The organism is Neobacillus muris (genome assembly GCF_943193175.1).
Classification (GTDB): domain Bacteria; phylum Bacillota; class Bacilli; order Bacillales; family Cytobacillaceae; genus Neobacillus; species Neobacillus muris.
On record NZ_CALPDF010000005.1, the window covers coordinates 160,791 to 183,276 of the forward strand.

21 protein-coding genes and 2 pseudogenes are annotated in these 22,486 nt (G+C 39.3%); 5 read left to right on the forward strand and 18 right to left on the reverse strand.

From position 1 onward, the window contains the following. Window positions 1-260: 260 nt before the first annotated feature. From NFS43_RS05910 to NFS43_RS05975, 13 genes and pseudogenes are all read right to left on the reverse strand, one after another. A pseudogene (locus NFS43_RS05910) lies at window positions 261-521 on the reverse strand (TSUP family transporter); the annotation flags it as partial. A gap of 41 nt (window positions 522-562) precedes the next feature. Further along, window positions 563-790, reverse strand: a complete 228-nt coding sequence (locus tag NFS43_RS05915; RefSeq protein WP_251550454.1) for a sulfurtransferase TusA family protein — start codon at window positions 788-790, stop codon at window positions 563-565. Window positions 791-815: 25 nt separating this feature from the next. Then, on the reverse strand, window positions 816-1,943 hold the full coding sequence (locus NFS43_RS05920; RefSeq protein WP_251550456.1) for an MBL fold metallo-hydrolase: 1,128 nt from the start codon (window positions 1,941-1,943) through the stop codon (window positions 816-818). 103 nt (window positions 1,944-2,046) lie between these two features. Further along, a complete protein-coding gene (locus NFS43_RS05925; RefSeq protein WP_251550458.1) occupies window positions 2,047-2,622 on the reverse strand; it encodes a sulfurtransferase TusA family protein in 576 nt (191 codons plus the stop codon). A 54-nt stretch (window positions 2,623-2,676) separates the two neighbouring features. Continuing rightward, window positions 2,677-2,973 carry a rhodanese-like domain-containing protein gene (locus NFS43_RS05930; RefSeq protein ID WP_251550460.1) on the reverse strand — a complete coding sequence of 99 codons (297 nt, stop codon included), beginning with the start codon at window positions 2,971-2,973 and terminating at the stop codon, window positions 2,677-2,679. 24 nt (window positions 2,974-2,997) lie between these two features. Next, window positions 2,998-3,360, reverse strand: a complete 363-nt coding sequence (locus tag NFS43_RS05935; RefSeq protein WP_251550462.1) for a rhodanese-like domain-containing protein — start codon at window positions 3,358-3,360, stop codon at window positions 2,998-3,000. A gap of 42 nt (window positions 3,361-3,402) precedes the next feature. Then, a complete protein-coding gene (locus NFS43_RS05940) occupies window positions 3,403-3,882 on the reverse strand; it encodes a DsrE/DsrF/DrsH-like family protein (RefSeq protein ID WP_251550464.1) in 480 nt (159 codons plus the stop codon). A 283-nt stretch (window positions 3,883-4,165) separates the two neighbouring features. Next, a complete protein-coding gene (locus NFS43_RS05950) occupies window positions 4,166-4,429 on the reverse strand; it encodes a metal-sensitive transcriptional regulator (RefSeq protein ID WP_251550466.1) in 264 nt (87 codons plus the stop codon). Continuing rightward, entirely contained in the window at window positions 4,416-4,556 is a 141-nt protein-coding gene (locus NFS43_RS05955) for a hypothetical protein (RefSeq protein WP_251550468.1), read from the reverse strand. Before NFS43_RS05955 ends, NFS43_RS05950 begins: the two co-directional genes overlap by 14 nt. Before the next feature lie 204 nt (window positions 4,557-4,760). After that, entirely contained in the window at window positions 4,761-6,416 is a 1,656-nt protein-coding gene (locus tag NFS43_RS05960) for a CoA-disulfide reductase (protein ID WP_251550470.1), read from the reverse strand. Between the two features lie 202 nt (window positions 6,417-6,618). Continuing rightward, window positions 6,619-6,950, reverse strand: a pseudogene (locus tag NFS43_RS05965) (DUF1048 domain-containing protein). Then, entirely contained in the window at window positions 6,947-7,300 is a 354-nt protein-coding gene (locus tag NFS43_RS05970) for a DUF1048 domain-containing protein (protein WP_251550472.1), read from the reverse strand. Before NFS43_RS05970 ends, NFS43_RS05965 begins: the two are co-directional and overlap by 4 nt. A gap of 318 nt (window positions 7,301-7,618) precedes the next feature. After that, window positions 7,619-8,827, reverse strand: a complete 1,209-nt coding sequence (locus NFS43_RS05975) for a macrolide family glycosyltransferase (RefSeq protein WP_251550474.1) — start codon at window positions 8,825-8,827, stop codon at window positions 7,619-7,621. A gap of 226 nt (window positions 8,828-9,053) precedes the next feature. Here NFS43_RS05975 and NFS43_RS05980 point away from each other — a divergent pair, with 226 nt between their 5' ends. Then, window positions 9,054-10,610 carry a PAS domain-containing sensor histidine kinase gene (locus NFS43_RS05980; protein ID WP_251550476.1) on the forward strand — a complete coding sequence of 519 codons (1,557 nt, stop codon included), beginning with the start codon at window positions 9,054-9,056 and terminating at the stop codon, window positions 10,608-10,610. 123 nt (window positions 10,611-10,733) lie between these two features. On the opposite strand, the gene NFS43_RS05985 is transcribed toward NFS43_RS05980, so the two are convergent. The 3 genes from NFS43_RS05985 to NFS43_RS05995 all read right to left on the reverse strand — a co-directional run bounded on the left by NFS43_RS05985 (window position 10,734) and on the right by NFS43_RS05995 (window position 16,294). Continuing rightward, the gene (locus NFS43_RS05985) at window positions 10,734-12,251 is read right to left on the reverse strand and encodes a glycine betaine uptake BCCT transporter (RefSeq protein ID WP_251550478.1); all 1,518 of its coding nucleotides are present in this window, start codon (window positions 12,249-12,251) and stop codon (window positions 10,734-10,736) included. A gap of 460 nt (window positions 12,252-12,711) precedes the next feature. After that, a complete protein-coding gene (locus NFS43_RS05990) occupies window positions 12,712-15,045 on the reverse strand; it encodes a putative bifunctional diguanylate cyclase/phosphodiesterase (RefSeq protein WP_251550479.1) in 2,334 nt (777 codons plus the stop codon). A 199-nt stretch (window positions 15,046-15,244) separates the two neighbouring features. Further along, window positions 15,245-16,294 (reverse strand): NAD(P)/FAD-dependent oxidoreductase, encoded by a 1,050-nt coding sequence (locus tag NFS43_RS05995; protein WP_251550481.1) that lies wholly within the window; start codon window positions 16,292-16,294, stop codon window positions 15,245-15,247. A 426-nt stretch (window positions 16,295-16,720) separates the two neighbouring features. Between NFS43_RS05995 and NFS43_RS06000 the strand changes: the two genes are divergently transcribed. From NFS43_RS06000 to NFS43_RS06015, 4 genes are all read left to right on the forward strand, one after another. Beyond that, entirely contained in the window at window positions 16,721-17,566 is an 846-nt protein-coding gene (locus tag NFS43_RS06000; RefSeq protein WP_251550483.1) for an ABC transporter ATP-binding protein, read from the forward strand. Beyond that, window positions 17,517-18,440 carry an iron-hydroxamate ABC transporter substrate-binding protein gene (locus NFS43_RS06005; protein ID WP_251550485.1) on the forward strand — a complete coding sequence of 308 codons (924 nt, stop codon included), beginning with the start codon at window positions 17,517-17,519 and terminating at the stop codon, window positions 18,438-18,440. Before NFS43_RS06000 ends, NFS43_RS06005 begins: the two co-directional genes overlap by 50 nt. Window positions 18,441-18,508: 68 nt before the next feature. After that, window positions 18,509-19,519, forward strand: a complete 1,011-nt coding sequence (locus tag NFS43_RS06010) for a FecCD family ABC transporter permease (protein WP_251550487.1) — start codon at window positions 18,509-18,511, stop codon at window positions 19,517-19,519. Next, on the forward strand, window positions 19,516-20,523 hold the full coding sequence (locus NFS43_RS06015; protein ID WP_251550489.1) for a FecCD family ABC transporter permease: 1,008 nt from the start codon (window positions 19,516-19,518) through the stop codon (window positions 20,521-20,523). Before NFS43_RS06010 ends, NFS43_RS06015 begins: the two co-directional genes overlap by 4 nt. Before the next feature lie 128 nt (window positions 20,524-20,651). Here the strand turns inward: NFS43_RS06015 and NFS43_RS06020 are convergent, their stop codons facing one another. Next, window positions 20,652-21,740, reverse strand: a complete 1,089-nt coding sequence (locus NFS43_RS06020) for a sensor histidine kinase (protein WP_251550491.1) — start codon at window positions 21,738-21,740, stop codon at window positions 20,652-20,654. Then, window positions 21,737-22,417, reverse strand: a complete 681-nt coding sequence (locus tag NFS43_RS06025) for a response regulator transcription factor (protein ID WP_251550493.1) — start codon at window positions 22,415-22,417, stop codon at window positions 21,737-21,739. Before NFS43_RS06025 ends, NFS43_RS06020 begins: the two co-directional genes overlap by 4 nt. Window positions 22,418-22,486: the final 69 nt, after the last annotated feature.

Here is a 22,486-nt window from a genome sequence, read left to right on the forward strand (position 1 = left end):
ATCGTATGAAATTCTATTTTATTTTTCTTATGAATAGAGTTAAGGTTATAGTAAAATCAGCCTACAGATCCTTTAGTGCAATAAGTTCTACAAAAAAAGCGTTAATCCTTCTTAACCTTAAAAATGATATATTAACAAAACGCCTAATCCCTTATGTACTAAGGGTTTAGGCGTTTTTTATTGCAATTCATGAATTTGCTTTTCACACATCAATAAAATAGATGGTTGAAAAAGATCGAACCATCCGAATTTTATTCAAATTATAAAATTGTCGTCCACGTCTTCATTGCCACAGCAAAAATTAAAATTCCCATGATAATTTGTAATACCTTAGTATTCACTCTTTTACCAGTATAAGCACCTATAGGTGAAGCGATTAAACTCGCAACCACCATAATGAGAGCAGGCAAAATTGACACTTGTCCTGTTGAGATTTTTCCAGAAACAGTTCCAATCGATGAAATAAGTGTGATGGCTAAGGACGAGACAATTGTCATCCTAGTTGGGATCTTTAACACAACTCCTCTTAAGAAAAGAGAACCTACATTGGTTCCCCATTATTTTACCCTTTCTTAATCCAAAATATTAGCACGCCGTTTTCTTCTACATGTTTCATAAGCTCGTGTCCGCCTGATTTCGCCCAGGCTGCTAGGTCATTTTTTGCCCCTTTATCAGTTGTATGCACTTCTAAAACTTGACCGGATTCAAGCTCTCCAATTGCTTTTTTTGTTTTAACAATCGGCAATGGACATGCCAATCCTTTAGCGTCTACTATTTTTGATGCTTCCATTTTAATAATACCTCCAATTTTAGTCTTAACGAACCGCACAACGATTTGGCCCGATTTCCATTTCGCGCTGCTCATCCATGTCTGGGCTGATTTTCCCCATATTGGTTTGACGAATCTTTTGATAGTCATTTGGTTGCGGCGGCAAGTTTTCCGTTACCAATCTTCTAAATTCATTTTCATCTTCAATATTAAGCCCGTGATTTTTCGCAAAGAGTGTACCTAAATTTTCTGATACACTGCCATCATTGTTTAACTCATCAATGATCATAAAATGCGCTGGAAGAACGATAAGTTCTTCAGATAATTCTCTATAACGCTTATAAAGAGTCTCCCTTAAATCTCCTACCCAGTCCTCTGCCTTGCCTGCAAGGTCAGGTCTGCCAATTGAATCGATGAATAAGATATCACCTGAAAGCAGGAACTTATTATCCACTACAAAAGAAGTCGAACCAATCGTGTGGCCAGGAGAATATAATGCATGAATAGTAATGACCGTATTTCCGATAGTTATGTCATTCCCGTCTTCTAATGGTTGGTAATCAAAGGTTACTTCTGTTGCATCCTTTGGCGGCAGCCAGTAGGTTGCGCCAGTTTTCTCAGCAATTGTCCGTCCTCCGGAAATATGGTCAGCATGAAGGTGCGTATCAAAAACGCGGGTAATTTTCGCGCCAATGCTATTAGCAAATTCAAGATACGTATCCGTCATACGTGTTGCATCAATCAGTGCTGCTTCACCGTGTGAAACAATCATGTAGGATAGACAGCCTTTACCAATTCGAACAAACTGAAAAATTTCTCCTCCATCATTCAGGTCACCCAGCTTAACTGGTTCTAAATGCTCACTCCATGACTTCATTCCACCTTTAAGGTATGACACGTTTAACCCGGCATCGGAAAGCATTTCTGCTACCATTACGGATGAGCCTTCCTTTGCACACACCACTAATACTTCTTTATCAGTAGGAATCTTTTCAATCACTTCTTCTACTCCATCAAGCAATTCAAAATAAGGAACATTTAAATACTTAAAGTTTTCACCATCGATTTTCCAATCTTTATAATCACTTTCATTTCGAACGTCCAGAATAAATAACTCTTCTTTATTAAAAACTCTTTGGGTTACCTCTTTTGAAGTCATTCCTTTTACAGTCATTTTCCTTTTCCCCCCATGGTATTAATTTTACAAAAAATCCTTAACACAATAAGGACAACGTAAAGTTGTATAAACAGGAATTGAATTTATATTCTATATCTTCTCATCTATTGATTCCTGTTGTTTTCCCAGTCCATTGACTCATTCCTGGAATAACATTTATTACTTTTGTAAATCCATTTTCCGTTAATTTTTGTGCTGCAAAATCGCTGCGGTTACCTGTCCTGCAGACTACAAATATTTTATCTTGCTTGTTTAATTCATTGACTCTGTTTTCCAATTCTCCTAAGGGAATAGAAATTGCATTAGGGATATGATTAAAGGCATATTCTGCGGCTTCTCTAACATCAATTACTACGATATTTTCGCTTGCCTCAAGATTTTTCTCTAACTCTTCGTTGCTGATTACATTTGGGTGCTTTTTTCCAATGGATTCATCATTAGAAGATTTGCGTAGAAAATGCTTTAATACGTCACCTTCCTCCAATGTACCCAAATACTGGTAACCAGTACTTTCCGACCAAGCCTTCAGGTCAGCCTTAGATCCTTTATCTGTTGCTTGAACTTCTAATACTTGCCCTGCCTCAAGATTATTCATTGCCTTTTTTGTTTTTACAATAGGCATCGGACACGCTAATCCCTTTGCATCTAAAATCATGTTTGCCTTCATGTTCAACATTAATATAGTCTCCTATTTCAATACCTATCAGGGTATTATTCTCATTAAAAAAATTTATTCGACATTACCTTCCCAAGTAAGCATGCCGCCATTCATGTTCATTACGTTAAATCCATAGCTTTCAAGAAATTGAGTAGCGCGGCCACTTCTTGCTCCTGAACGGCAAACCATGATATACTCTTTCGTTTTATCCAACTCATGCATGCGAAACTCAACTAATCCTAATGGAATATTTACAGCACCAGGAATCTTCCCAGCTGCTACTTCATCGACTTCACGAACATCAATAATATCTAATTTTTTTCCTTGATTTAATAATGTTTCAACTTCTTTGGCTGTAATTTGTTTCATATTATTTCTCCTCCTAAAAATTTTTTAATTCCAAGTATTCATGCCGCCTTTGACATTTGTAATTTTTGTGAATCCCAATTTTTTTAGGATCCTACTAGCCTGCCCGCTTCTCATCCCACTTTGACAAATCACAATTACTTCTTTTTCCTTTGAAAGTTCTTTCTCTGCTTTTTGGGCAAGTTGATGGAGAGGAATATTTTTAAAACCTCTTATATGGTTTCCTTTAAACTCTCCAGGTGTACGTACATCGACAAATTGTATATTCTTATCATTTAATTCTGCTTTCAATTCCGTTGTTGAAATATTGCGAACACCATTTGTTGGTAAGAACCTCTTGAACATAATGAATAAAAATAGTGCAATAACAAGATAATTTACATATTCCATTGGAAACCTCCTTTTTATACAGGGGAAGACCCCTGTTAGGTATTATATAAACAGATTCACATTACCTTCCTCCGCATCTGCTAAGTATGCAGCAACTCCTGCATATTCAATATTACTTAAAAGCTCTTCTTGCTTAAGACCTAACAAATCCATGGTCATTGTACAAGCTACAAGTTTTACATCTTGTTCCTGTGCCATTTCGATTAATTGGGGTAAAGGCACCGCGTTATGCTTTTTCATAATATCTTTAATCATTTTGGGACCAAATCCGGCGAAGTTCATTTTGGAAAGTCCCATTTTATCCGCGCCTCTCGGCATCATTTTTCCAAACATTCTTTCCATGAAGCCTTTTTTCACCAAAATATTTTCATCTTTACGTAAGGCATTTAATCCCCAAAACGTATGGAAAATCGTTACATCATGATCATATGCAGCTGCACCATTTGCAATAATATAGGCTGCCATTGCCTTATCGTAATCTCCACTGAACAAAATAATTGTTGTTTTTTTCTTTTCAGACATATTGTGTACCTCCTAGAATAATCCTCTCATATACGTATGCGGGTATTTTTAAAATTAAAAAATTGACCGTCTGATCTTGCCAGGCACCCTAAGATCATTCTAAGCACCATTTCCTTTGTATGGATTCTCGATTCCATTTTATTCATGGCTTTCTTTGTTTTCACAATTGGCATCGGACAGGCTTAACCTTAAGCATCAAAAACTTTGTAATTCCATCGTCTTAATACCATTACCCCTATGGGTATAAATATTAGTGAAAATAAAAGAGGGTGTCAACCCTTTTTTATCGGCTTTTTACTAGCAAATTCACAGCTTCTTGTACTAATTCTTCCATACTTTTTTCCCCAGTATCGTTTGCTTTTTGAACACAATCCACTAAATTGGAACTAACAATTACCCCTATAGTGCGGTCAATGGCACTTCTAGTAGCAGTTAACTGCGTGATAACTTGTTTACAGTCCTTGCCTTCTTCCATCATTTTTAAAATTCCACGTAACTGTCCTTCAATGCGTTTTACTCTGTTTTTCATTTGATCATTGTAATCCATTGTTTATGCCTCCTTCAATTGGGTTCTTATATGGTTCATCGAAATCTCTTAAATCGGTTACCTTTATTTTATCCAAATCAAGTTCCTTCAAAATATATAAAATGATCGGGAAATATCTTTTATACAAAATAAAGGTTAAAATGATAAGGGGGCCGTTTCAGCCTATAATGAAACAATGTCATTGACACGCTCTATAATATACCCCTATAGGTATAATGTCAATGAGGTACTTTCAAAAATTAGTTTTAGCAGAAAAAGACTGCAATCAATATGAAGTTTAAAAATATCACATTTTTTAAAATCATTTTGACAGTAATGATCTGGACAAGTCTTAACAATTGCTTCCGAAAACAGAGGAATATGTTTTCCAGCCCCCGTCCACATTTTTAACCAAATACCCATTATTTTTTAGAATCCGGCTTGCAATATACCCTCTTAATCCAACTTGGCAGCTGACATAAATCGTCTGTTCCTTTGGAAGTTCTGTCAATCGATTCCTTAGTTCATTTAGCGGTATATTGCTAGACCCTTTAATAAATCCAAATTCACGCTCCATTGGTTCACGAACATCGATTAATACTCCTCCTGCAGCAACTACTTGATCTACCTCATGCCACTGTATCGTTTCCAATTCATCTTCCATAATATTAGAAGCAACATATCCAGCCATATTGACAGGATCTTTTGCAGAAGAATATGGTGGTGCATAAGATAATTCTAGATTTGTCAAATCTTCAACTGTTAATCCTCCTTTAATTGCAGTAGCGATAACGTCTATGCGCTTATCAACCCCATCAGCTCCAACCGCTTGTGCACCAAAAATTTTTCCAGTTTCTTTATCAAAAATTAATTTTAAAGCAATCGGTGATGCGCCAGGATAATACCCCGCATGAGAGCTTGGATGAATATGAACAACTTCGTACGAAATACCTAAACGTTTCAATATTTTCTCATTGTTTCCAGTTGCTGCAGCCGTTAAATCAAACACCTTCGCAATGGAAGTACCTAATGTTCCTTGATACCTCTCTTTTTTGCCCATTATATTATTTGCCGCAATGCGCCCTTGGCGGTTAGCTGGTCCTGCAAGTGGAATCATTGCCTTTGTACCGCTCATATAATCGACAACCTCCACCGCATCCCCAACAGCAAAAATATTCTCATTAGAAGTTTGAAGATATTCGTTAACAACAATTCCTCCGCGCCCGCCTAACCTTAATCCAGCTGTCTTGGCTAATTCATTTTCCGGTCTGACTCCGATCGATAGAATGGTCATATCGGTTTCGATTTCTGTTCCATCGGAAAGGATAATCCTCTTTCCTTGGTCAGCAAAAGACTCCACACCATTTTCTAAGAATAACGTCACGCCTTTTTCTTTTAAATGAGTGTGCAGAATACTAGCCATCTCAAAATCGATGGGAGCCATAATTTGATTAGCCATTTCAATAATGGTAACGTGGATCCCTAGATCTACTAGGTTTTCGGCCATTTCTATGCCAATAAATCCACCGCCAATAATTACCGCCTTTTGAGGTTTATTGGCATCCACATAGTTTTTGATTTTGTCAGTATCAGGAATACTCCTTAAAGTAAACACGGTCTCGTTTTCATTTAACCCAGGGATAGGTGGTACGATCGGTCTTGCTCCTGGTGATAACAATAACTTGTCATAGGATTCCTCGTATACTTCACCCGTTTGTAAATTTTTAATACATACATTTTTATCCTCAGGATTAATGTTTACTGCCTCGCTTAAATGGCGGATATCAAGATTAAATCGTTCCGACATTCCTTTTATAGTTTGTACTAATAATTTGTTTTTGTCCTTAATCGTTTCACCAATGTAATATGGTAATCCACAGTTAGCAAAAGAAATATGTTCTCCACGTTCAACAAGAACGATTTCCACATCTTCGCTAATTCTTCTTAATCTTGCAGCAGCTGTTGCTCCACCAGCCACTCCACCTATGATGATAACTTTTTGAGTCACGTTAATCCCTCCAGATTTATAAATGTTATACATTATTAATTTTCAATACATATACCTATAGGGGTATTATATAATCTTAAAAAAAAAAGTAAACTCCCTTCAAAGGAATGTCACATATTCTACAAATTTAAGAAGAGTTTGGGAGGTTAGCATAGTCGTTAGGCAAATGTTCGATAGAATTTTGCCTAACGGCCGTGTTCCTCTATTTTTTCATAGCCTTATCGACTTTTTGATTGACCGATTCTTGATAGAGATAGCGTAAGTTTTTGAATCTTCCATCAGCGCATCGCAGAAAGCAGCAACGTCTGTTCCTGTGACTTCAAGCACCCCTTTGCCGGCAGCTGCCCCTTCTTCAAAGAAGCTGAGAATTTCGGAGAGCAGTCCGGTGCCTTCATTTAGCTCAACAGGACCGACTTTGAAAAGATATTTTTGGATCTCTTTATAGACAATTTGGTAATCTTGCGGAAGCGCTTTAACACGTGAAACATGGGCTCTCCATTCCTTTTTACCTTCGATGATTTTTTTAATACTCATTTCAGCCCTCCTAATTTTCTTGCTACGTTCTTATTAAGCTGGTCACGCCATTTATCTCGATAAGTTTTTGCACCCTCGGCACCAACAAGTGCTGCGCAGAAGCCTTTGATATCATCTCCCAGCACTTCTTCGACGCTCTGGCCGTCTGCTGATGTCACTTCAAGCAATTCAAGAGCACTGTCAAGAATCGGCATCAGATTACGACCGGTGAAATCTCCGTGAATCCAGAGATTGCTTGAGATTTCTTTCCAAGCAGTTTGATATGCAGCTGGCAAGACTTGTGCGCGTGCTTCAAAACCTTTCATTTCTTTCGTCATATCGCTGCCGGTGATTTTTTCAAAAAAGTTCACTGTAGTCTCCTCCTTCATCTTATTAGCTGTTCATTTCACATTATGCTTTCATTTCGCTTAAATCCGTATGTTTGATTCTCCATTATTTTGCCTTTAATTCGTTTAGTTTACTTGATATAAAGTTAGCCCAGAAATGTTTCAATTCTTGCTGATCAGCATTTCATTTATATTTTTGGTATTCTTATCTCCGGTATTTTGTATTACTTAATACAGGTATATAGTAACACGGAATAGTGGAGTGTGTCAATAATGGAACTTTTTGTAAATACTTAAAATAATGGTCCACAGAGATGGCTATTATATATGGCTGCTTATGCTTTATAGGGATATATTATTTTGACGTTTAAAATCGAAAATTTCCTCAACTGCTTGATGATTCCTGCCCGATTTTTGAAAAGATTCCCTCATCGCTGCAACCGCTTTATGAACAGATAGATCGTTTAACACAAATTCTGCGGCGTCGTGCAATTGATTGGCCGTCAAGCTTTCCATTTGTAACGTAAGTCCGGCTCCGATTTTGGCAACCTGCCCAGCAATGATGGGCTGATCTGCACTTTGCGGTATGACAATCAAGGGAACCCCGAAATAGAGTCCCTCATGGGTACTGTTCATTCCCCCATGTGTGATAAATAATTTAGCGTATTTCAATACTTCGGTTTGTAGAACGTAGTTTTTCACCATAAAATTGGGGGGGATCTCACCTAAATCAGCCAGCGGGGTTCGATTCCCTATCGACATGACCACTGTATGACCGCTGTTTCCAAATGCTTCAAAACAAAGCTTATAAAAATCAGCAGCTCTGTTAAATACCGTTCCAAGTGAAATATAAATCGGATTTCTCCCTTTGATTGCATCAAGGTCAAAGTTATTTTGCTTGAATTTTGATGAGATCGATGGACCAACGAATTTATAGGTTTGGTCAAATTCCTCACTATTGGGTTGAAATTGCCTAGTTGTATACACGATGGTAAGTGGTGCGGGATTACAAAAAACTTCAAAAGGAGATGGAACCTCCACACCATATTTTTCCTTCACGCTTACGGTCAGGCTTTGAAATTCATCCTGTATTTTTTTCGCTCTTTCCGCAGGAATTTTAGTATAGAGCTGTTCCAGCATTGTATTGAAGGCTGCTTTAGATTGTGCAAATGAAGTGCATGAACAAATGGCCGGAAGCTTAAGAATTCGGGCAAGTAAATAGCCACAGCCGAACATGGAATCGTGGATGATGTAATCAAAATCCTCACCTTTGATCTGTTCCAAAACGCTGGGGATAACCGCATCTGCTGTATGTAAAAGACCGTTGATTCTTTCAGGTACATACTTTCTTCCTCCTGAAAGAAAGGCTTGGATAAATTTTTGGCCGTCAATTGTTCGTACCGCAGCCCCTGTCTTCTCTATACGTTCTCGAAAATCTTCGATTGAAAAGTACACTACCTCTTCCCCGCGGGAAATAAGCTCTTGCACAACGTCAATCGTTGGATTGATATGCCCTTCTGATCCAGCATTTATAAATAAAACACGTGCCATAATAGCCGCTCCTCCTCTTTTGCGCACTTTTTTTCGTCATAAATTTATACCTATAATATGAATTTAAAATATTTCCTTTTTCCTTATTATAGCCCACATAAGCATTTTGACAGAATGGTCTATAGCCTATGGTAAAAGTTATCGATAAAATTGTCAGAAGAAAAGGGATTTGGCGAAAATTTGTCTAATTATAAATTATGAAAAATATTCTTTTATGAGGTATCGAATGAACAAACAAATTGAGTACATTGGAGCGAAGATAAAAGAAATAAGCGGGGATCCATTTCAACTAATCGATTCGCCAATGGGCGAAGAAAAATTTTTAAATCCTATATTCGATAAAGTGGATTTTCCAAAAGAATCAAAGGAGAACTTATTTATTCATATAGGGGAGTATTTAATTGACCCTAATGAAAAACACAAAAATGATTTAATAGCCTTTGTCAAAGTCTTTGGTCTCAAATTAATTAAATCTAAGGCTTCATTAGATCAATCTGTTCATTTTGTGTATCTGACCCGCCGCTCCATTATAGAATTGCTTGAACAAGAAATTCTTCAAAATGAGATTTCTCTCAACAGCTATTTTGAAGTGGTGAAATTAATCGAAAACTTATATCAGATTATTTCCAAAACCTTATTAAATATATACAATGCGGAAATGTCATTTATTAAACTTGCCTTGGATGAGTCGAAAGAGGATTTAAAAATGACACTTAGAGAGCTGGCAGATTTGGAGAAAGCCTTAAATGAAGCCACCATTTTTGCCATTTCGGATCATGAAGATAAAATCTTATATGCCAATGATAAATTTTGCAAGTTATATAAGTATACAAGAGAAGAATTGGCCGGGAAAAAACATGATATTTTCTCTTCTAATTTTCATCCTCCGGCATTTTTCAATGAAATATGGGAGACCATCGAACGTGGAGAGGTATGGAAAGGAGAAATCCTTAATCAAGCAAAGGATGGGACAAAATATTGGCTGGATACGACCATCATCCCGTTTGTTGATTCAAACGGTGAACGTTATAAACATATTTCCATTCAATATGATATTACTGAAAAACGGAATACAGAAGAAACGTTGCGCAAAACAGAGAAGCTCTCGATGATTGGAGAATTGGCAGCAGGAATTGCCCATGAAATACGAAACCCGTTAACAACCATAAAAGGATTTGTTCAGCTTCTAAATGAAACCGCATTAAAACCAAACTATACTAACACCATCCTTGATGAAATTGATCGGATCAATTTTATTGTCAGTGAATTCATGATTTTTTCAAAACCCCATCAAATTCAATTTAGTGAATGTAATATCCATCGTATTTTAACTAGTGTGATTAAATTTCTCGAGCCGGAAGCAAACCTTAAAAACGTGAATATTGAATATCAATTGCCAAAAGAGGAAGTGGTTATTCCTGGAGAAAAAAATCAATTAAAACAAGTTTTTTTAAATTTAATTAAGAATTCCATTGAGGCTATGCCCAATGGAGGCAATATTTTGATTTTGCTTGAAAGGACGCTCCAGAATATATCCATCAAAATATCGGATGATGGAATCGGAATGGAAAAAGAACAGGTGAAAAAGCTGGGTGAACCTTTTTTTACAACAAAGCAAGACGGGAATGGCTTAGGGCTTATGGTGAGCTATAAAATCATTCAAAACCATAAGGGAACGATCCATGTGGATAGTCAATTAAATCAAGGCACTACTTTTAGTATTTCATTTGAAAGTCCCCAAAGAATCCATAAAGACGGTTATTATAAAGGTATATGTCAATAAAAGAACGAAATCGCTTCGCACATTGACCTAAAAAAGTGTGCCTCTCTCAGAAAGAGCGCCTCCTACCTTTTGGCTCTTTTCACATAATGGACCCATAAGAATAGGAGGCAGCAACAGGAATTGCTAGTTATGATGTTTACGTGGGTTTGGTTTGTGATATAATCCAAGTTCCTTTTTCTCTTTTGTTAAAGACCGGTAAAGAGAAATCATCATTAATACAACAATTATGGAAAATGGGAAGGCTGCTGCAATTAATGCATTTTGTAATGCTTGTAATCCACCACTATATAAAAGAATGATTGCTACCGAAGATTGCGCAATTCCCCAAGTTAATTTTACTGAATTTGGCGGAGTAAGTGATCCGTAAGTTGTTTGCATTCCTAGTACGAATGTTGCTGAGTCGGCAGAAGTGATAAAAAAGGTACAAACAAGTGTGATCGCTACTATTGAAAGAATTGTCGACATTGGGAACTCATTAAAAATTGCAAACAATACTTCCTCTGTAGCAAATTTCGTTAGGTCAATACTTCCTGCATTTTGAACTTCAATGGCTGAGGTACCAAATACAGCAAACCATAAAAAGCTTACGAGAGTAGGCAGCAATAAAACGCCAATTAAAAATTCTCGAATCGTCCTGCCTCTAGATACACGGGCTATAAAGATACCTACAAATGGCGACCATGAAATCCACCATGCCCAATAGAAAATAGTCCAAGCATTAATCCAAGAGCGGTGTTCTTCATTAAGAGGTGCAATTCGAAAACTCATTTGAATTATGTTTTGAATGTATCCCCCTAGTGAATCTGTAAACATGTTTAAGATTAGGATAGTCGGTCCTGCGATGAACATCAATACAAGTAAGGCGATTGCTAAAAACATGTTAGTATTGCTTAAAATTTTTATCCCTTTGCTTAGTCCAGACCATGCCGACATCATAAATAGGACGGTTACAATCCCAATAATGATTAATTGAACAGTAAAGTTATTGGGAATACCGAATAAATAGGATAACCCGCCATTAATCTGTGCTGCACCAAACCCAAGCGTTGTCGCAACTCCAATAACTGTAGCAAAAACGGCTAGTATATCTATAACTGTCCCCAGTGTTCCTTCCATTCTTTTTCCTAATACAGGTTTTAAAGTAGCTGAAATGAGGCCTGGTTCTCCTTTACGGAATTGAAAGTAGGCTAATGCAAGCGCAACAATAGCGTATATCGCCCATGCATGAATTCCCCAGTGAAAAAATGTGTACCTCATGGCTTCCTTATTAGCAGCAGCAGTTCCCCCCTCTGCAAGCGGAGGATCTATGAAGTGGGATAGTGGTTCAGCTGCTCCCCAGAAAACAAGGCCAATCCCCATACCTGCACTAAATAACATCGCAAACCAGGAAGCTTTGGAGTACTCGGGCTTTTCATCAGGTTTTCCTAATTTTATCGCTCCTACAGGACTGAAAATAAGAAAAATACAAAACACAACAATTATTGTCACTAAAATTAAATAATACCATCCAAAGGATGTTGTAAGAAATGCCTGTAAATGTCCTGTTGCCTCTTCAAAACTTTTAGGTGCCGAAACACCGAATACTACACATGCGAGTAAAATCGCAACTGAAATCCAAAATACGTTTGATATTCTTCTCATCTAATGTTCCTTTCTCTGTTAAAATCTTCGCTGAAAAAAGCTATTACAATTACTTTTCTAATTTTCCCCCAATGATGCCCCTTTAAATTAACAATCTGTTTGTATCTCATAGCAATAAAAAAGAGTGGATTATGTAAGTATATGACGAAAAAATGGAGTATAAAAATGTGGGCTTACTCAGAGTATTATTCTTTCGCTTGGTTGAAAAGAATATTACATCAAACATAGAAAAGTAAAGAATGAAAGAAATCCTATTTAATAAAAGGATGCAGATGCCGACCAAGCAAAGACCGACTTTACTATTTTAACATAAACAAATTTTTTTATCTCCCATTTACAATCAAATGTTATATATGCCAAGATTTGAAGGTTTCCCTTTTTTTGGATAAAAAAGAGCCCAATTTTCTATGAAATTGGGCCCAGAAAATGCGAAAACAATCGGACAACTGCCAACTATTCTTTAAGAGATCGTTGCCATTGTTTTAAAAATAATTTGTTCTGCCTCAGCTGCCGGCAGCGGCTTGCTGAATAAATACCCCTGGCCAACAAAGCACTGATTGTTCCGCAAAAACGAAACATGCTCAGTGGTTTCTACGCCTTCGGCAATCACCATAAAATTCATATTTCGTCCCATGTCGATGATGGTTTTTACAATCGGACCGCCGTCATGTGCAGTAAGCTCATCAATAAACGCCTTATCAATTTTCAGGCAGTTCACCGGGAGATCTTTTAAATAACTTAAAGAGGAATAGCCGGTGCCAAAATCATCAATTGCAATTTGAATGCCCATTTCTCTTAACTCATCCAGGATTTTTCTCGTTTTATTCATGTTTTGCAAGATGGTCTCAGTAATTTCAATCTTCAAGCATTTCGGGTCCAGTTTTGTCTCTGCCAATATATTTCTTACTTCTTGAACATAGTTAGGATTCTGAAACTGCCGAATCGACGCATTGACTGACATCGATACGTCTTTTAACCCCATCTGCTGCCAGGCTTTTAATTGATCGCAGGCGGTTTTCAAAACCCACTTCCCAATCGGCTCAATGAGCCCAGTTTCTTCGGCTACAGGAATAAATTCCACCGGTGATATCATGCCCAATTCTGGATCGTTCCATCTAATCAATGCCTCAAAGCCGATGATTTTCTCAGTCCGCAAATCTACTTGGGGTTGATAATACAGGATAAAACGGCCCTCCTCCACCCCGCGGCGCAGCCTGGATTCCATCTGAATTTTCTTTGAGATTTGTTCATTTAAATGATGATTGAAAAACTTATATTTGTTTTTGCCCTCTTCTTTAGCCAAATACATGGCAGCATCCGCACTTTTTAGCAGGTCATTGGCCGTTCTGCCGCCATCCGGATAGATGGTAATGCCAATACTTGGGGTCATGTACAGTTCATTATCATTAATCGTCATCGGTAAATTAAATTGATGAAGAATTTGATTCGCTGCCTGCTCTATGCGGCTAATCTCTGACTCCCTCAAAATAATCGCAAATTCATCACCGCCAATTCTGGCTACAACTGCCTGGTCACCTGCGGCTGCCTTTAACCGGTTGGATACCTGCTGCAGCATCAAATCGCCGCTGTCATGTCCCAAGCTATCGTTGACATTTTTAAAGCGATCCATGTCGATATACATCAGGGAAAACCTATTTCCGGTTTCTTTTGCGTGTTTCAGCTCCCGATCCATACTTATCTGGAACAGGTTTCGATTGGGCAATCCCGTTAATGGATCATAATGGGCCAATTGTTCAATCTTAGCTAGAAGCCTTGCCATCTCATTTGCTTTTTTAGCTGCCAAAGGCTTCTCTAAATGAACGTTTCCATCTGCATAGGCCAGCATCCGCAGCTTTTGAAAAATCGATTTATTTTCAAACGTGGTTAGAATTTGCTGTAATAAAAGCAAAATGACAATCAAATGCAGCCCTTTTTCTAACACATTGGTCTCGTGATTATGGAAGGTAATCAGTAAGAGCGTTCCAGCACTAAGAATCGTCAAGTAGTAGGTTTTATATTCTAATTTCTCATCCTTGTTGGGATTCCACGGGTACTCCTCTGCCAAAACAGCCGCTAACCCCATCAGTAAAGCGGAAGCCGGCCTTAAAAGAATTAGCCAGTTTCCCGCATACTGCACATGATTGATGTAGAAAAAGTCCTCAACAACTTGAATGAAAAAGCCAGCCGCAATCAAGTATAAACTCATTTTCTTCTGCTGTGGCTTTAGCATAAAAATAAGGCAGACGCTTGAAAACAGCAAGCTAATATTTACCACATGATTAATGGAGGAAATATAAAAACCGGTATGCGTTACTTCTTGATTTCCTTGCAGAATAGGATTCACAACAAAATGCCAGCTCACACTGTAAACTGTAATGATGACAATTATGATGTTGATGAGAAAGCGAATCATCGGCAGCGTGCTTTTGATTGCTTTTATTTCAAACATAAAGCCGGCAAAGAAACAGAGATAGCCAGAAATCCGAAACAAATCCTCCCATAACATACGGGGCATGTTTCCAGCCAAAAATATCTGATAAACAGAGGCCAGCTTGGCTATTAATAAAAAGCCAATCCCCAAAGCAAAAAATAGCCAAAAAAACTTTTGTTTCCCGTTTATATTTTTATAAGCATGGAGCATCCACACAAAAGCCGTGAGATAAGCAGCAACCGAAAGGACATTTATTCCGATATCAGCAAACCCCCGATTATTATGCTGAGCCAGCAGCCAGCCAATAAGGACAGTTATCAATACGATGCTAAATAGACTTCTTCGTACTATATGTGATTTCATGAGTAAGAACTCCTCTAAAAAGTGAATAGCACCTTAGTGCTATCATCCTATCCCATTCTACTTACCGAATCTTAATTTTATATTAATTCTCTATGAATTTCTCGTGAATGAAATATTTGGAATTGTTATGGTAAAAAACAATATTTATTTTGAAAAAAAATCAACCCCCACACGAAGGTAAGGGTTGATTTTGCTGCGATTATTTGACCATTTGTTTCACTAGTTCTTTATTGCGCGCTTTAAACAGTTCATGATGAGAAGATACCATAGCGAATTTATTGGCGTCAGGCTGAATATATTGTTTCGCTTTATTCACTGCGTTTGCGGCATCCTGGAAAGCACCAGCAATTAAATTGACTTTGCCGTCATAGGTGAGAATGTCTCCGGCAGCGTACAGGCCATCTACTGAAGATTCGCAGACAGCATTGCCCGCAATATAGTATTGATCCGCTAACGCAATATTCAACTCACTATTTTGAAGTAAAGCCGCATCCTGTTCATAGCCATGATTAATAATCACTTCATCAATCGGCAAATAAGAAACCTCTCCTGTTTCATGATTGGTCAGTTCCACGCTTTCAATTACTTCTTGATCCTTGCTTGCCATAAGCTTAGTAATCGATGTATGGAGTAAGCACTCAGCCGAGCTGTTCTTTAACTGCGTACACTGTGCTTCATGGCCTTTTAGCGCATCTTTTCGGTAGGCAACATATACCTTTTTGGCAATCGACTCTAATTCATTGGCCCAATCGACCGCTGAATTTCCCCCGCCAGAAATAATCACGGTTTTATCTTTAAAATCTTTTAAAGCCTTCACTGTGTAATGTAAATTGGCTACTTCAAATTTTTCAGCGCCTTCAATGTCAGGCTTTTGCGGCTTCAAGATTCCACTGCCAATGGCAACAATAACGGTTTTGGAGTAATGCCTTTGACCTGAGGCCGCTTGTAAAATAAAGATTCCTTCCTCATTTCGAGTAATCGATTCTACCTTTTCATTTAACACGACCGTTGGATCAAACGTTAATCCTTGTTCAACCAGTTGTTCAATTAATTTTGCCCCAGGAATGGGAGTCAGCCCGCCTACATCCCAAATCATTTTCTCTGGATAGACATGCAGTTTCCCGCCCAGCTGCGGCTGGAACTCAATGATTTTCGTTTTCATTTCTCTAAGTCCGCTATAAAAAGCGGAATAAAGTCCTGCCGGCCCGCCGCCAATCACCGTTACATCAAATAATTCCTGTTGCTCCATTTCGAACACTCCCCAGCCTGCTATAGGATTCATTATATTTTGGATTTGTTTTTACGATTACGTACACATACCTGTTGCAATGGCATGTTCCATTTTCCCGTTCACTCATCTATATTTTTAGAAAGCGATCAACTATCCATTTGATTCAACATTTGCTTTTTCTTTTATTCTATTTTAATTGATAACGATTATCAATATCAAATATTTTTTTCATTTTTTTGCCCCTGTCACAAAAAATTCAAATTTTTTTCTGATTTATGAATGACCAGCCCTTGAATAGCCGACAAAAAAAGAACTGATTTTTATGACAGAACAATCTAAAAATTATTATTGACAACCAATGGTCAGCCCTTTATAGTTGTTTATGAGAATGATAATCATTATCAATTAAATGCGATTACCTGCTCTTATCCAAGGAGGTTAATTATGGTTCGCTTGTATACAGAGGATCTAAATATTGGCTATGGAGAACGGCTCATTGTTAAAAATCTCAGTGTGACGATACCCGATCGAAAAATAACGACCATCATTGGCCCAAATGGCTGCGGAAAATCCACCTTGTTAAAAGCAATTACACGGATTATTTCACAGCAGTCTGGAACCGTTGTATTAGATGGAAAAGACATCTCAAAGGAAAACACCAAAATTCTTGCTAGAAAAATGGCCATTTTGCCGCAAACACCCGAAAGCGCCCGCGGATTGACTGTAGGGGAACTTGTTTCCTATGGCCGTTTTCCATATCAAAAAGGATTTGGCAGCCTGACCAAAAAGGATTATGACGTTATTGATTGGGCACTTGAAGTCACAGGAACAATGGATTTTAAATTTCGTCCAGTTGATGCCTTATCAGGAGGCCAGCGCCAGCGTGTCTGGATTGCCATGGCCTTGGCTCAAGAAACAGACATTATCTTCCTTGATGAACCAACCACTTATTTAGATATGGCACATCAGTTAGAGGTATTAGAATTGCTTCAAAAGCTGAACATCGAACAGGAACGGACGATTGTAATGGTCCTTCATGATTTAAATCAGTCCGCCCGTTTTGCCGACTATTTGATTGCCTTGAAAGACGGGCGAATCGTCAAAGCGGGCGATTGTGAGGAAGTCATGACTCATGATGTGCTAAAAGAAGTTTTCCAGATTGATGCGCAAATCGGCAGAGATCCCCGCACGAATAAACCAATGTGCCTGACTTATAATCTACTAAAAGGAGAAATTCAAAATGAAAAAGCTGCTATTCCCATTCATCGTGCTGTTAGTGCTGCTTATTAGTGCCTGCAGCAACAGTTCATCTGATAAGAAAGAAACTGGCTCTAAGGACTCAGAGGAATCAAAAACCGTTACCTACCAATCAGAAACCGGCCCTGTTGAAGTGCCGGCCCATCCCAAGCGCGTCGTATTGCTTTCAGGTTTCACAGGAAATGTACTCTCATTAGGTGTAAATGTGGTCGGTGTCGATATTTGGTCTAAAAATAATCCCACCTTTAAGGATGAACTAAAAGATACAGCTGAAGTATCCGATGAAAACCTAGAAAAAATTATTGAACTGAATCCTGATTTAATTATTGGTTTATCCAATATTAAAAACTTGGATAAATTAAAGGAGATTGCTCCTACGGTAACCTACACTTGGGGCAAATTGGATTATTTATCCCAGCATGTTGAAATTGGCAAACTATTGAACAAAGAGAAAGAAGCTCAAGCATGGGTGGATGATTTCAAAAAACGTGCCGAAGAAGCAGGAGAAGAGATTCGAGCCAAAATTGGCGAAAATGCTACGGTATCGGTCATAGAGGCGTATAACAAAGATCTTTACGTATTCGGTGACAACTGGGCCCGCGGTACAGAAATTTTATATCAAGCTATGAAACTGAAAATGCCTGAAAAGGTAAAAGAAATGGCATTAAAAGACGGCTATTATGCGCTCTCAGCAGAAGTCCTTCCAGAGTATGCCGGGGATTATATCATTATAAGCAAATATGCGGATGCCGATACTTCTTTCCAGGAAACAGAAGTATACAAGAATATTCCAGCGGTCAAAAACAATCACGTATTTGAAATGGAAGGCAACGGTGCCTCCTTCAGCGATCCAGTTACACTGGAAAAGCAATTGAAATTCTTCAAAAAATCATTTTTAGGTCAATAAAACCCTGAAGAGGCTGTCCATTAAGGGGTCAGCCCCTTTCCCCTATCTATGAAAGAGATGAGAGACTGATGAAAAACGAAACTCAACGTTCCATTCCCTTAATCTATAAAATAGCGGCCAGCCTGCTGGTGTTTGTCGGCATGTTTATCGCTGCCTGCGTGTTTGGCGCAGCCGAAACAACGGTCAAGGACGTTTGGATGGCTATAACTGCCTCCGTGAAAAATGATACTACTTTGATGCTTCGGGAAATCCGCTTTCCTCGGGAAGCCGCAGCCATTTTTGTCGGGGCGGCACTGTCCGTTTCAGGTGCGATTATGCAAGGATTAACGAGAAATCCCCTTGCCGATCCAGGTTTTCTTGGGCTAACGGCCGGGGCTTACGCAGCACTTTCCATTACCCTTGCCTTTGTTCCATCAGCCAATTATTTCGCTGTCACGGTTGCTTGCTTTATCGGGGCGGCCCTTGGAACCATGATGGTTTTCGGTATTGGCTCCATGAAAAGGGGCGGCTTTTCACCACTAAAAATTGTTTTGGCTGGAGCAGCGGTTTCCGCCTTCCTTTATGCAGTCGCCGATGGGGTTAGTCTTTATTTTAAACAATCTAAAAATGTCACAATGTGGACTTCAGGAGGGATGGTTGGAACCTCATGGAGCCAGCTGCAACTCATTGTTCCGTTCATTCTTATTGGAATCTTCGTTTCTCTGCTGTTTTCCAGGCAGCTGACCATCCTTAGTCTAAGTGAAGATGTGGCAATTGGTTTAGGGCAAAAAACAAAGCGAATAAAGACAATCCTATTTATTGTCATCATTATGCTAGCTGGCTCCTCTGTTGCGCTTGTCGGAAATATGGCGTTCATTGGCTTAATGGTTCCACATGTGGTCCGGAGAATGGTCGGAACGGATTACCGATCGATTATTCCCATGTCCGCTATCATTGGCGCTGCTTTTATGCTCTTTGCCGATACACTAGGGCGGACCATCAATGCGCCGTATGAAACACCTGTGGCTGCCATTGTAGCTACGGTTGGATTGCCTTTCTTCCTATTCATCGTGCGGAAAGGAGGCAATGCGTTCTCATGATTCCGTCTTCTTTGCGAAAAAAACAACGCCTTCTTGTCGGTCTCTTCATCATCCTGATTTTGATTACCGTTGTAATCGGGATGGGGATTGGGGATGCTCCCCTTTCCTACGGCAGGCTGCTTCCAACCCTATTCGGCCAAGGAACATTTAAAGAAGATTTTATTTTATTTTCGCTTCGCCTGCCGCGCATGATCATTACCCTTTTGGCAGGAATGGCATTGGCCTTATCCGGTGCCATTTTACAAGGGATTACCCGCAATGATTTAGCGGAACCCGGAATGATCGGGATTAACTCTGGTGCCGGTGTGGCCATTGCGGTATTTTTCTTGTATTTCCCAATCGAAGCCGGTTCATTTGTTTACATGATTCCGCTCGTTGCCTTCGTTGGTGCCATCCTGACTGCCTGTTTGATCTATGTCTTTTCCTATAATCGAAATACCGGCTTGCAGCCGGTCAGATTAGTATTGGTCGGAATCGGATTCTCCATGGCACTTTCGGGAGCCATGATTGTCCTGATCTCCTCTGCTGAACGGGAAAAAGTAGATTTTATAGCCAAATGGATATCAGGAAATATTTGGGGTACTGATTGGCCATTTATTTGGGCCCTGCTACCATGGCTGATCCTGCTGATCCCCTTCACCTTATACAAGGCGAATCGATTAAATCTGCTAGGATTAAGCGAGCCAGTTGCTGTCGGGGTCGGCGTATCGATTGAAAAAGAACGGATTATCCTGCTTTTAACAGCCGTTGCCCTGGCAGCTTCCGCAGTATCTGTTACGGGGGGGATTTCGTTCGTTGGTTTAATCGCTCCTCATATGGCAAAAGCGCTAGTCGGGCCGCGTCATCAGTTATTTATGCCTGTCGCGATTCTCATTGGGGGATGGTTCTTATTAATTGCCGACACCATTGGACATAATCTGGTGGAACCGAATGGGATTTCAGCCGGAATCATGGTCGCCTTAATCGGAGCCCCGTATTTTATGTACTTATTATTTAAAAAATAAGAAAAGCGCAAGCTCCCTGGTCAGCGCCGGATGAACACGCACTAGACCATTTCAAAACCGAAAAATTTTTTATCCTTTCTTTCATAACGAAAACATCCCTTGATAGCTGTCAAGGGATGCATTTTCACTCATACTGCTGTTTCACTTGAATTTAGGGGCAGAGTGACGGTGATTTCCGTACCTTTTCCCAGTTCACTTTGAACCTGAATCTCCCCCTTATGCAGATCAATGATTTTTTTTACAATGGACAGGCCTAGACCGCTTCCTCCGGTATTGCGATTTCTTGATCGATCAGCCTTATAGAACCGTTCAAAGATATGCATGACCGCGTCTTCTTCCATGCCAATTCCTGTGTCAGCTATTTTGACAATCAGCTGGCCCTCTTCTGTTTGCAATGCCTCCACTGAGATGGTTCCTTCGTTTGGAGTAAATTTAATACTGTTATGAAGTAAATTGATCCATACTTGATCCATCAATTCCTCATCAGCAGTTATCATCAGGTTATCAAGTGATACATCCATATTTAATTCTTTCTCAGCCCATTGTGGTTCATTGGCAAGAATAATACGGCGAAGCTGACGGTCCAATCGATAGGTTTTTCGTTCAAGGGTTAGATGATCGGACTCTAAGGAAGTGAGTTTTAAAAGATTCTCACTCAATTTAGACAGCCGGATGCTTTCCATTTCAATAATTTGCAAGTAATGTTTGCGTTCCTCCGGGCTCAATTCATCGTTCTTCAAGGCATGAGCAAACCCTGTGATAGATGTCAGCGGCGACTGGATTTCATGGGAAACATTTGAGATAAACTCCTGACGCATTTCCTCCATTTCCCCCAATTTATCCGCCATATGCCGAATGCTCTCAATAATCTTAGAATAAGGATGGTTTCTATCGCCGCGGATTTGATCCCGATAAAATGAAAGATCAATATTAAAGTTTCCTTCGGCCATCATCTTCATGGCGTGAATCAGCGGAAGCAAGAATTTATCTTGTTGTTTCTTGATTATAGGAATTTTTGTAATCAAATACACACAGCAGCCAAACAGGAAAAATCCCAGAATCGAATTGATCAACTGTCTAGCCAATTCATGAGGATCATATTGAATCGCATCAAAAATATGTGATGTTAACCAATAGGCACAGAACCAGCTGAACAGCAATGACACAGAGACAGCCAAAAAACCAAGCCCTCGTTTAATGATTTCAGCCAGCTTCAATGTGCCACCTCCAGACGATAGCCCAGCCCTCTGATTGTGGTAATTTTAAAAGGGCAATCCTCTTGGGCAAATCGCTGCCGCAGCCGCTTAATATGGACATCGACCGTCCGTTCATCACCCTCGTAATCAAAGCCCCAAATATCTTCAATTAATTGTTCCCTTGAAAAAGTTTTCTGCTGATGGGTGGCCAACTTAAACAACAGTTCAAACTCTTTGAGAGGTAAAGTGATCTCCTGCTCCCCAATCGATACGGTATAGGAAGCGCGATCAATCACGACATTGCCAATTTCGATTCGATTAGAAGCGGCAATTTGGCAGCGTTTGAGCAGGGCCTTGACCCGGGCAGCCAGCTCCTCCGGGGCAAATGGTTTAACCAAATAATCATCCGCTCCAAGCTCAAAACCTTTTACCTTTTGGGTGGTTTCCCCTTTTGCGGTCAGCATTAAGATGGGCAATGTATCAGAATAATAGGAACGGAACTCCCGGCAAAAGGTCCAGCCGTCCATGATCGGCATCATAATATCTAAAATAATCAAATCCATTTTTTCCGCCTCTAGTAAGGCTAGAGCTGCTTCACCGTCTGCTGCTTCTACAATCGACATACCTTCTTTTGACAGAATGATATGAATCAATTCCCGGATATGCTGGTCATCATCTACAACTAATATCTTGGCCATGTAGTTCATCCTTTTTATAAATATAAAGGAATCGCCAAGCCAACGCGCGATTCCTATCTATGATTAACT

Excerpts from the sequence above, each read along its gene's own strand:
- NFS43_RS05915 (WP_251550454.1), bottom strand. The coding sequence starts at position 790 with ATGGAAGCATCAAAAATAGTAGACGCTAAAGGATTGGCATGTCCATTG.
- NFS43_RS05920 (WP_251550456.1), bottom strand. The coding sequence starts at position 1,943 with ATGACTGTAAAAGGAATGACTTCAAAAGAGGTAACCCAAAGAGTTTTT.
- NFS43_RS06010 (WP_251550487.1), top strand. The coding sequence starts at position 18,509 with ATGAAAAACGAAACTCAACGTTCCATTCCCTTAATCTATAAAATAGCG.
- NFS43_RS05985 (WP_251550478.1), bottom strand. The coding sequence starts at position 12,251 with ATGAGAAGAATATCAAACGTATTTTGGATTTCAGTTGCGATTTTACTC.
- NFS43_RS05980 (WP_251550476.1), top strand. The coding sequence starts at position 9,054 with ATGAACAAACAAATTGAGTACATTGGAGCGAAGATAAAAGAAATAAGC.
- NFS43_RS05925 (WP_251550458.1), bottom strand. The coding sequence starts at position 2,622 with ATGTTGAACATGAAGGCAAACATGATTTTAGATGCAAAGGGATTAGCG.
- NFS43_RS06025 (WP_251550493.1), bottom strand. The coding sequence starts at position 22,417 with ATGGCCAAGATATTAGTTGTAGATGATGACCAGCATATCCGGGAATTG.
- NFS43_RS05995 (WP_251550481.1), bottom strand. The coding sequence starts at position 16,294 with ATGGAGCAACAGGAATTATTTGATGTAACGGTGATTGGCGGCGGGCCG.
- NFS43_RS06000 (WP_251550483.1), top strand. The coding sequence starts at position 16,721 with ATGGTTCGCTTGTATACAGAGGATCTAAATATTGGCTATGGAGAACGG.
- NFS43_RS05940 (WP_251550464.1), bottom strand. The coding sequence starts at position 3,882 with ATGTCTGAAAAGAAAAAAACAACAATTATTTTGTTCAGTGGAGATTAC.
- NFS43_RS06015 (WP_251550489.1), top strand. The coding sequence starts at position 19,516 with ATGATTCCGTCTTCTTTGCGAAAAAAACAACGCCTTCTTGTCGGTCTC.
- NFS43_RS05990 (WP_251550479.1), bottom strand. The coding sequence starts at position 15,045 with ATGAAATCACATATAGTACGAAGAAGTCTATTTAGCATCGTATTGATA.
- NFS43_RS05930 (WP_251550460.1), bottom strand. The coding sequence starts at position 2,973 with ATGAAACAAATTACAGCCAAAGAAGTTGAAACATTATTAAATCAAGGA.
- NFS43_RS06005 (WP_251550485.1), top strand. The coding sequence starts at position 17,517 with ATGAAAAAGCTGCTATTCCCATTCATCGTGCTGTTAGTGCTGCTTATT.
- NFS43_RS05935 (WP_251550462.1), bottom strand. The coding sequence starts at position 3,360 with ATGGAATATGTAAATTATCTTGTTATTGCACTATTTTTATTCATTATG.
- NFS43_RS05950 (WP_251550466.1), bottom strand. The coding sequence starts at position 4,429 with ATGGATTACAATGATCAAATGAAAAACAGAGTAAAACGCATTGAAGGA.
- NFS43_RS05975 (WP_251550474.1), bottom strand. The coding sequence starts at position 8,827 with ATGGCACGTGTTTTATTTATAAATGCTGGATCAGAAGGGCATATCAAT.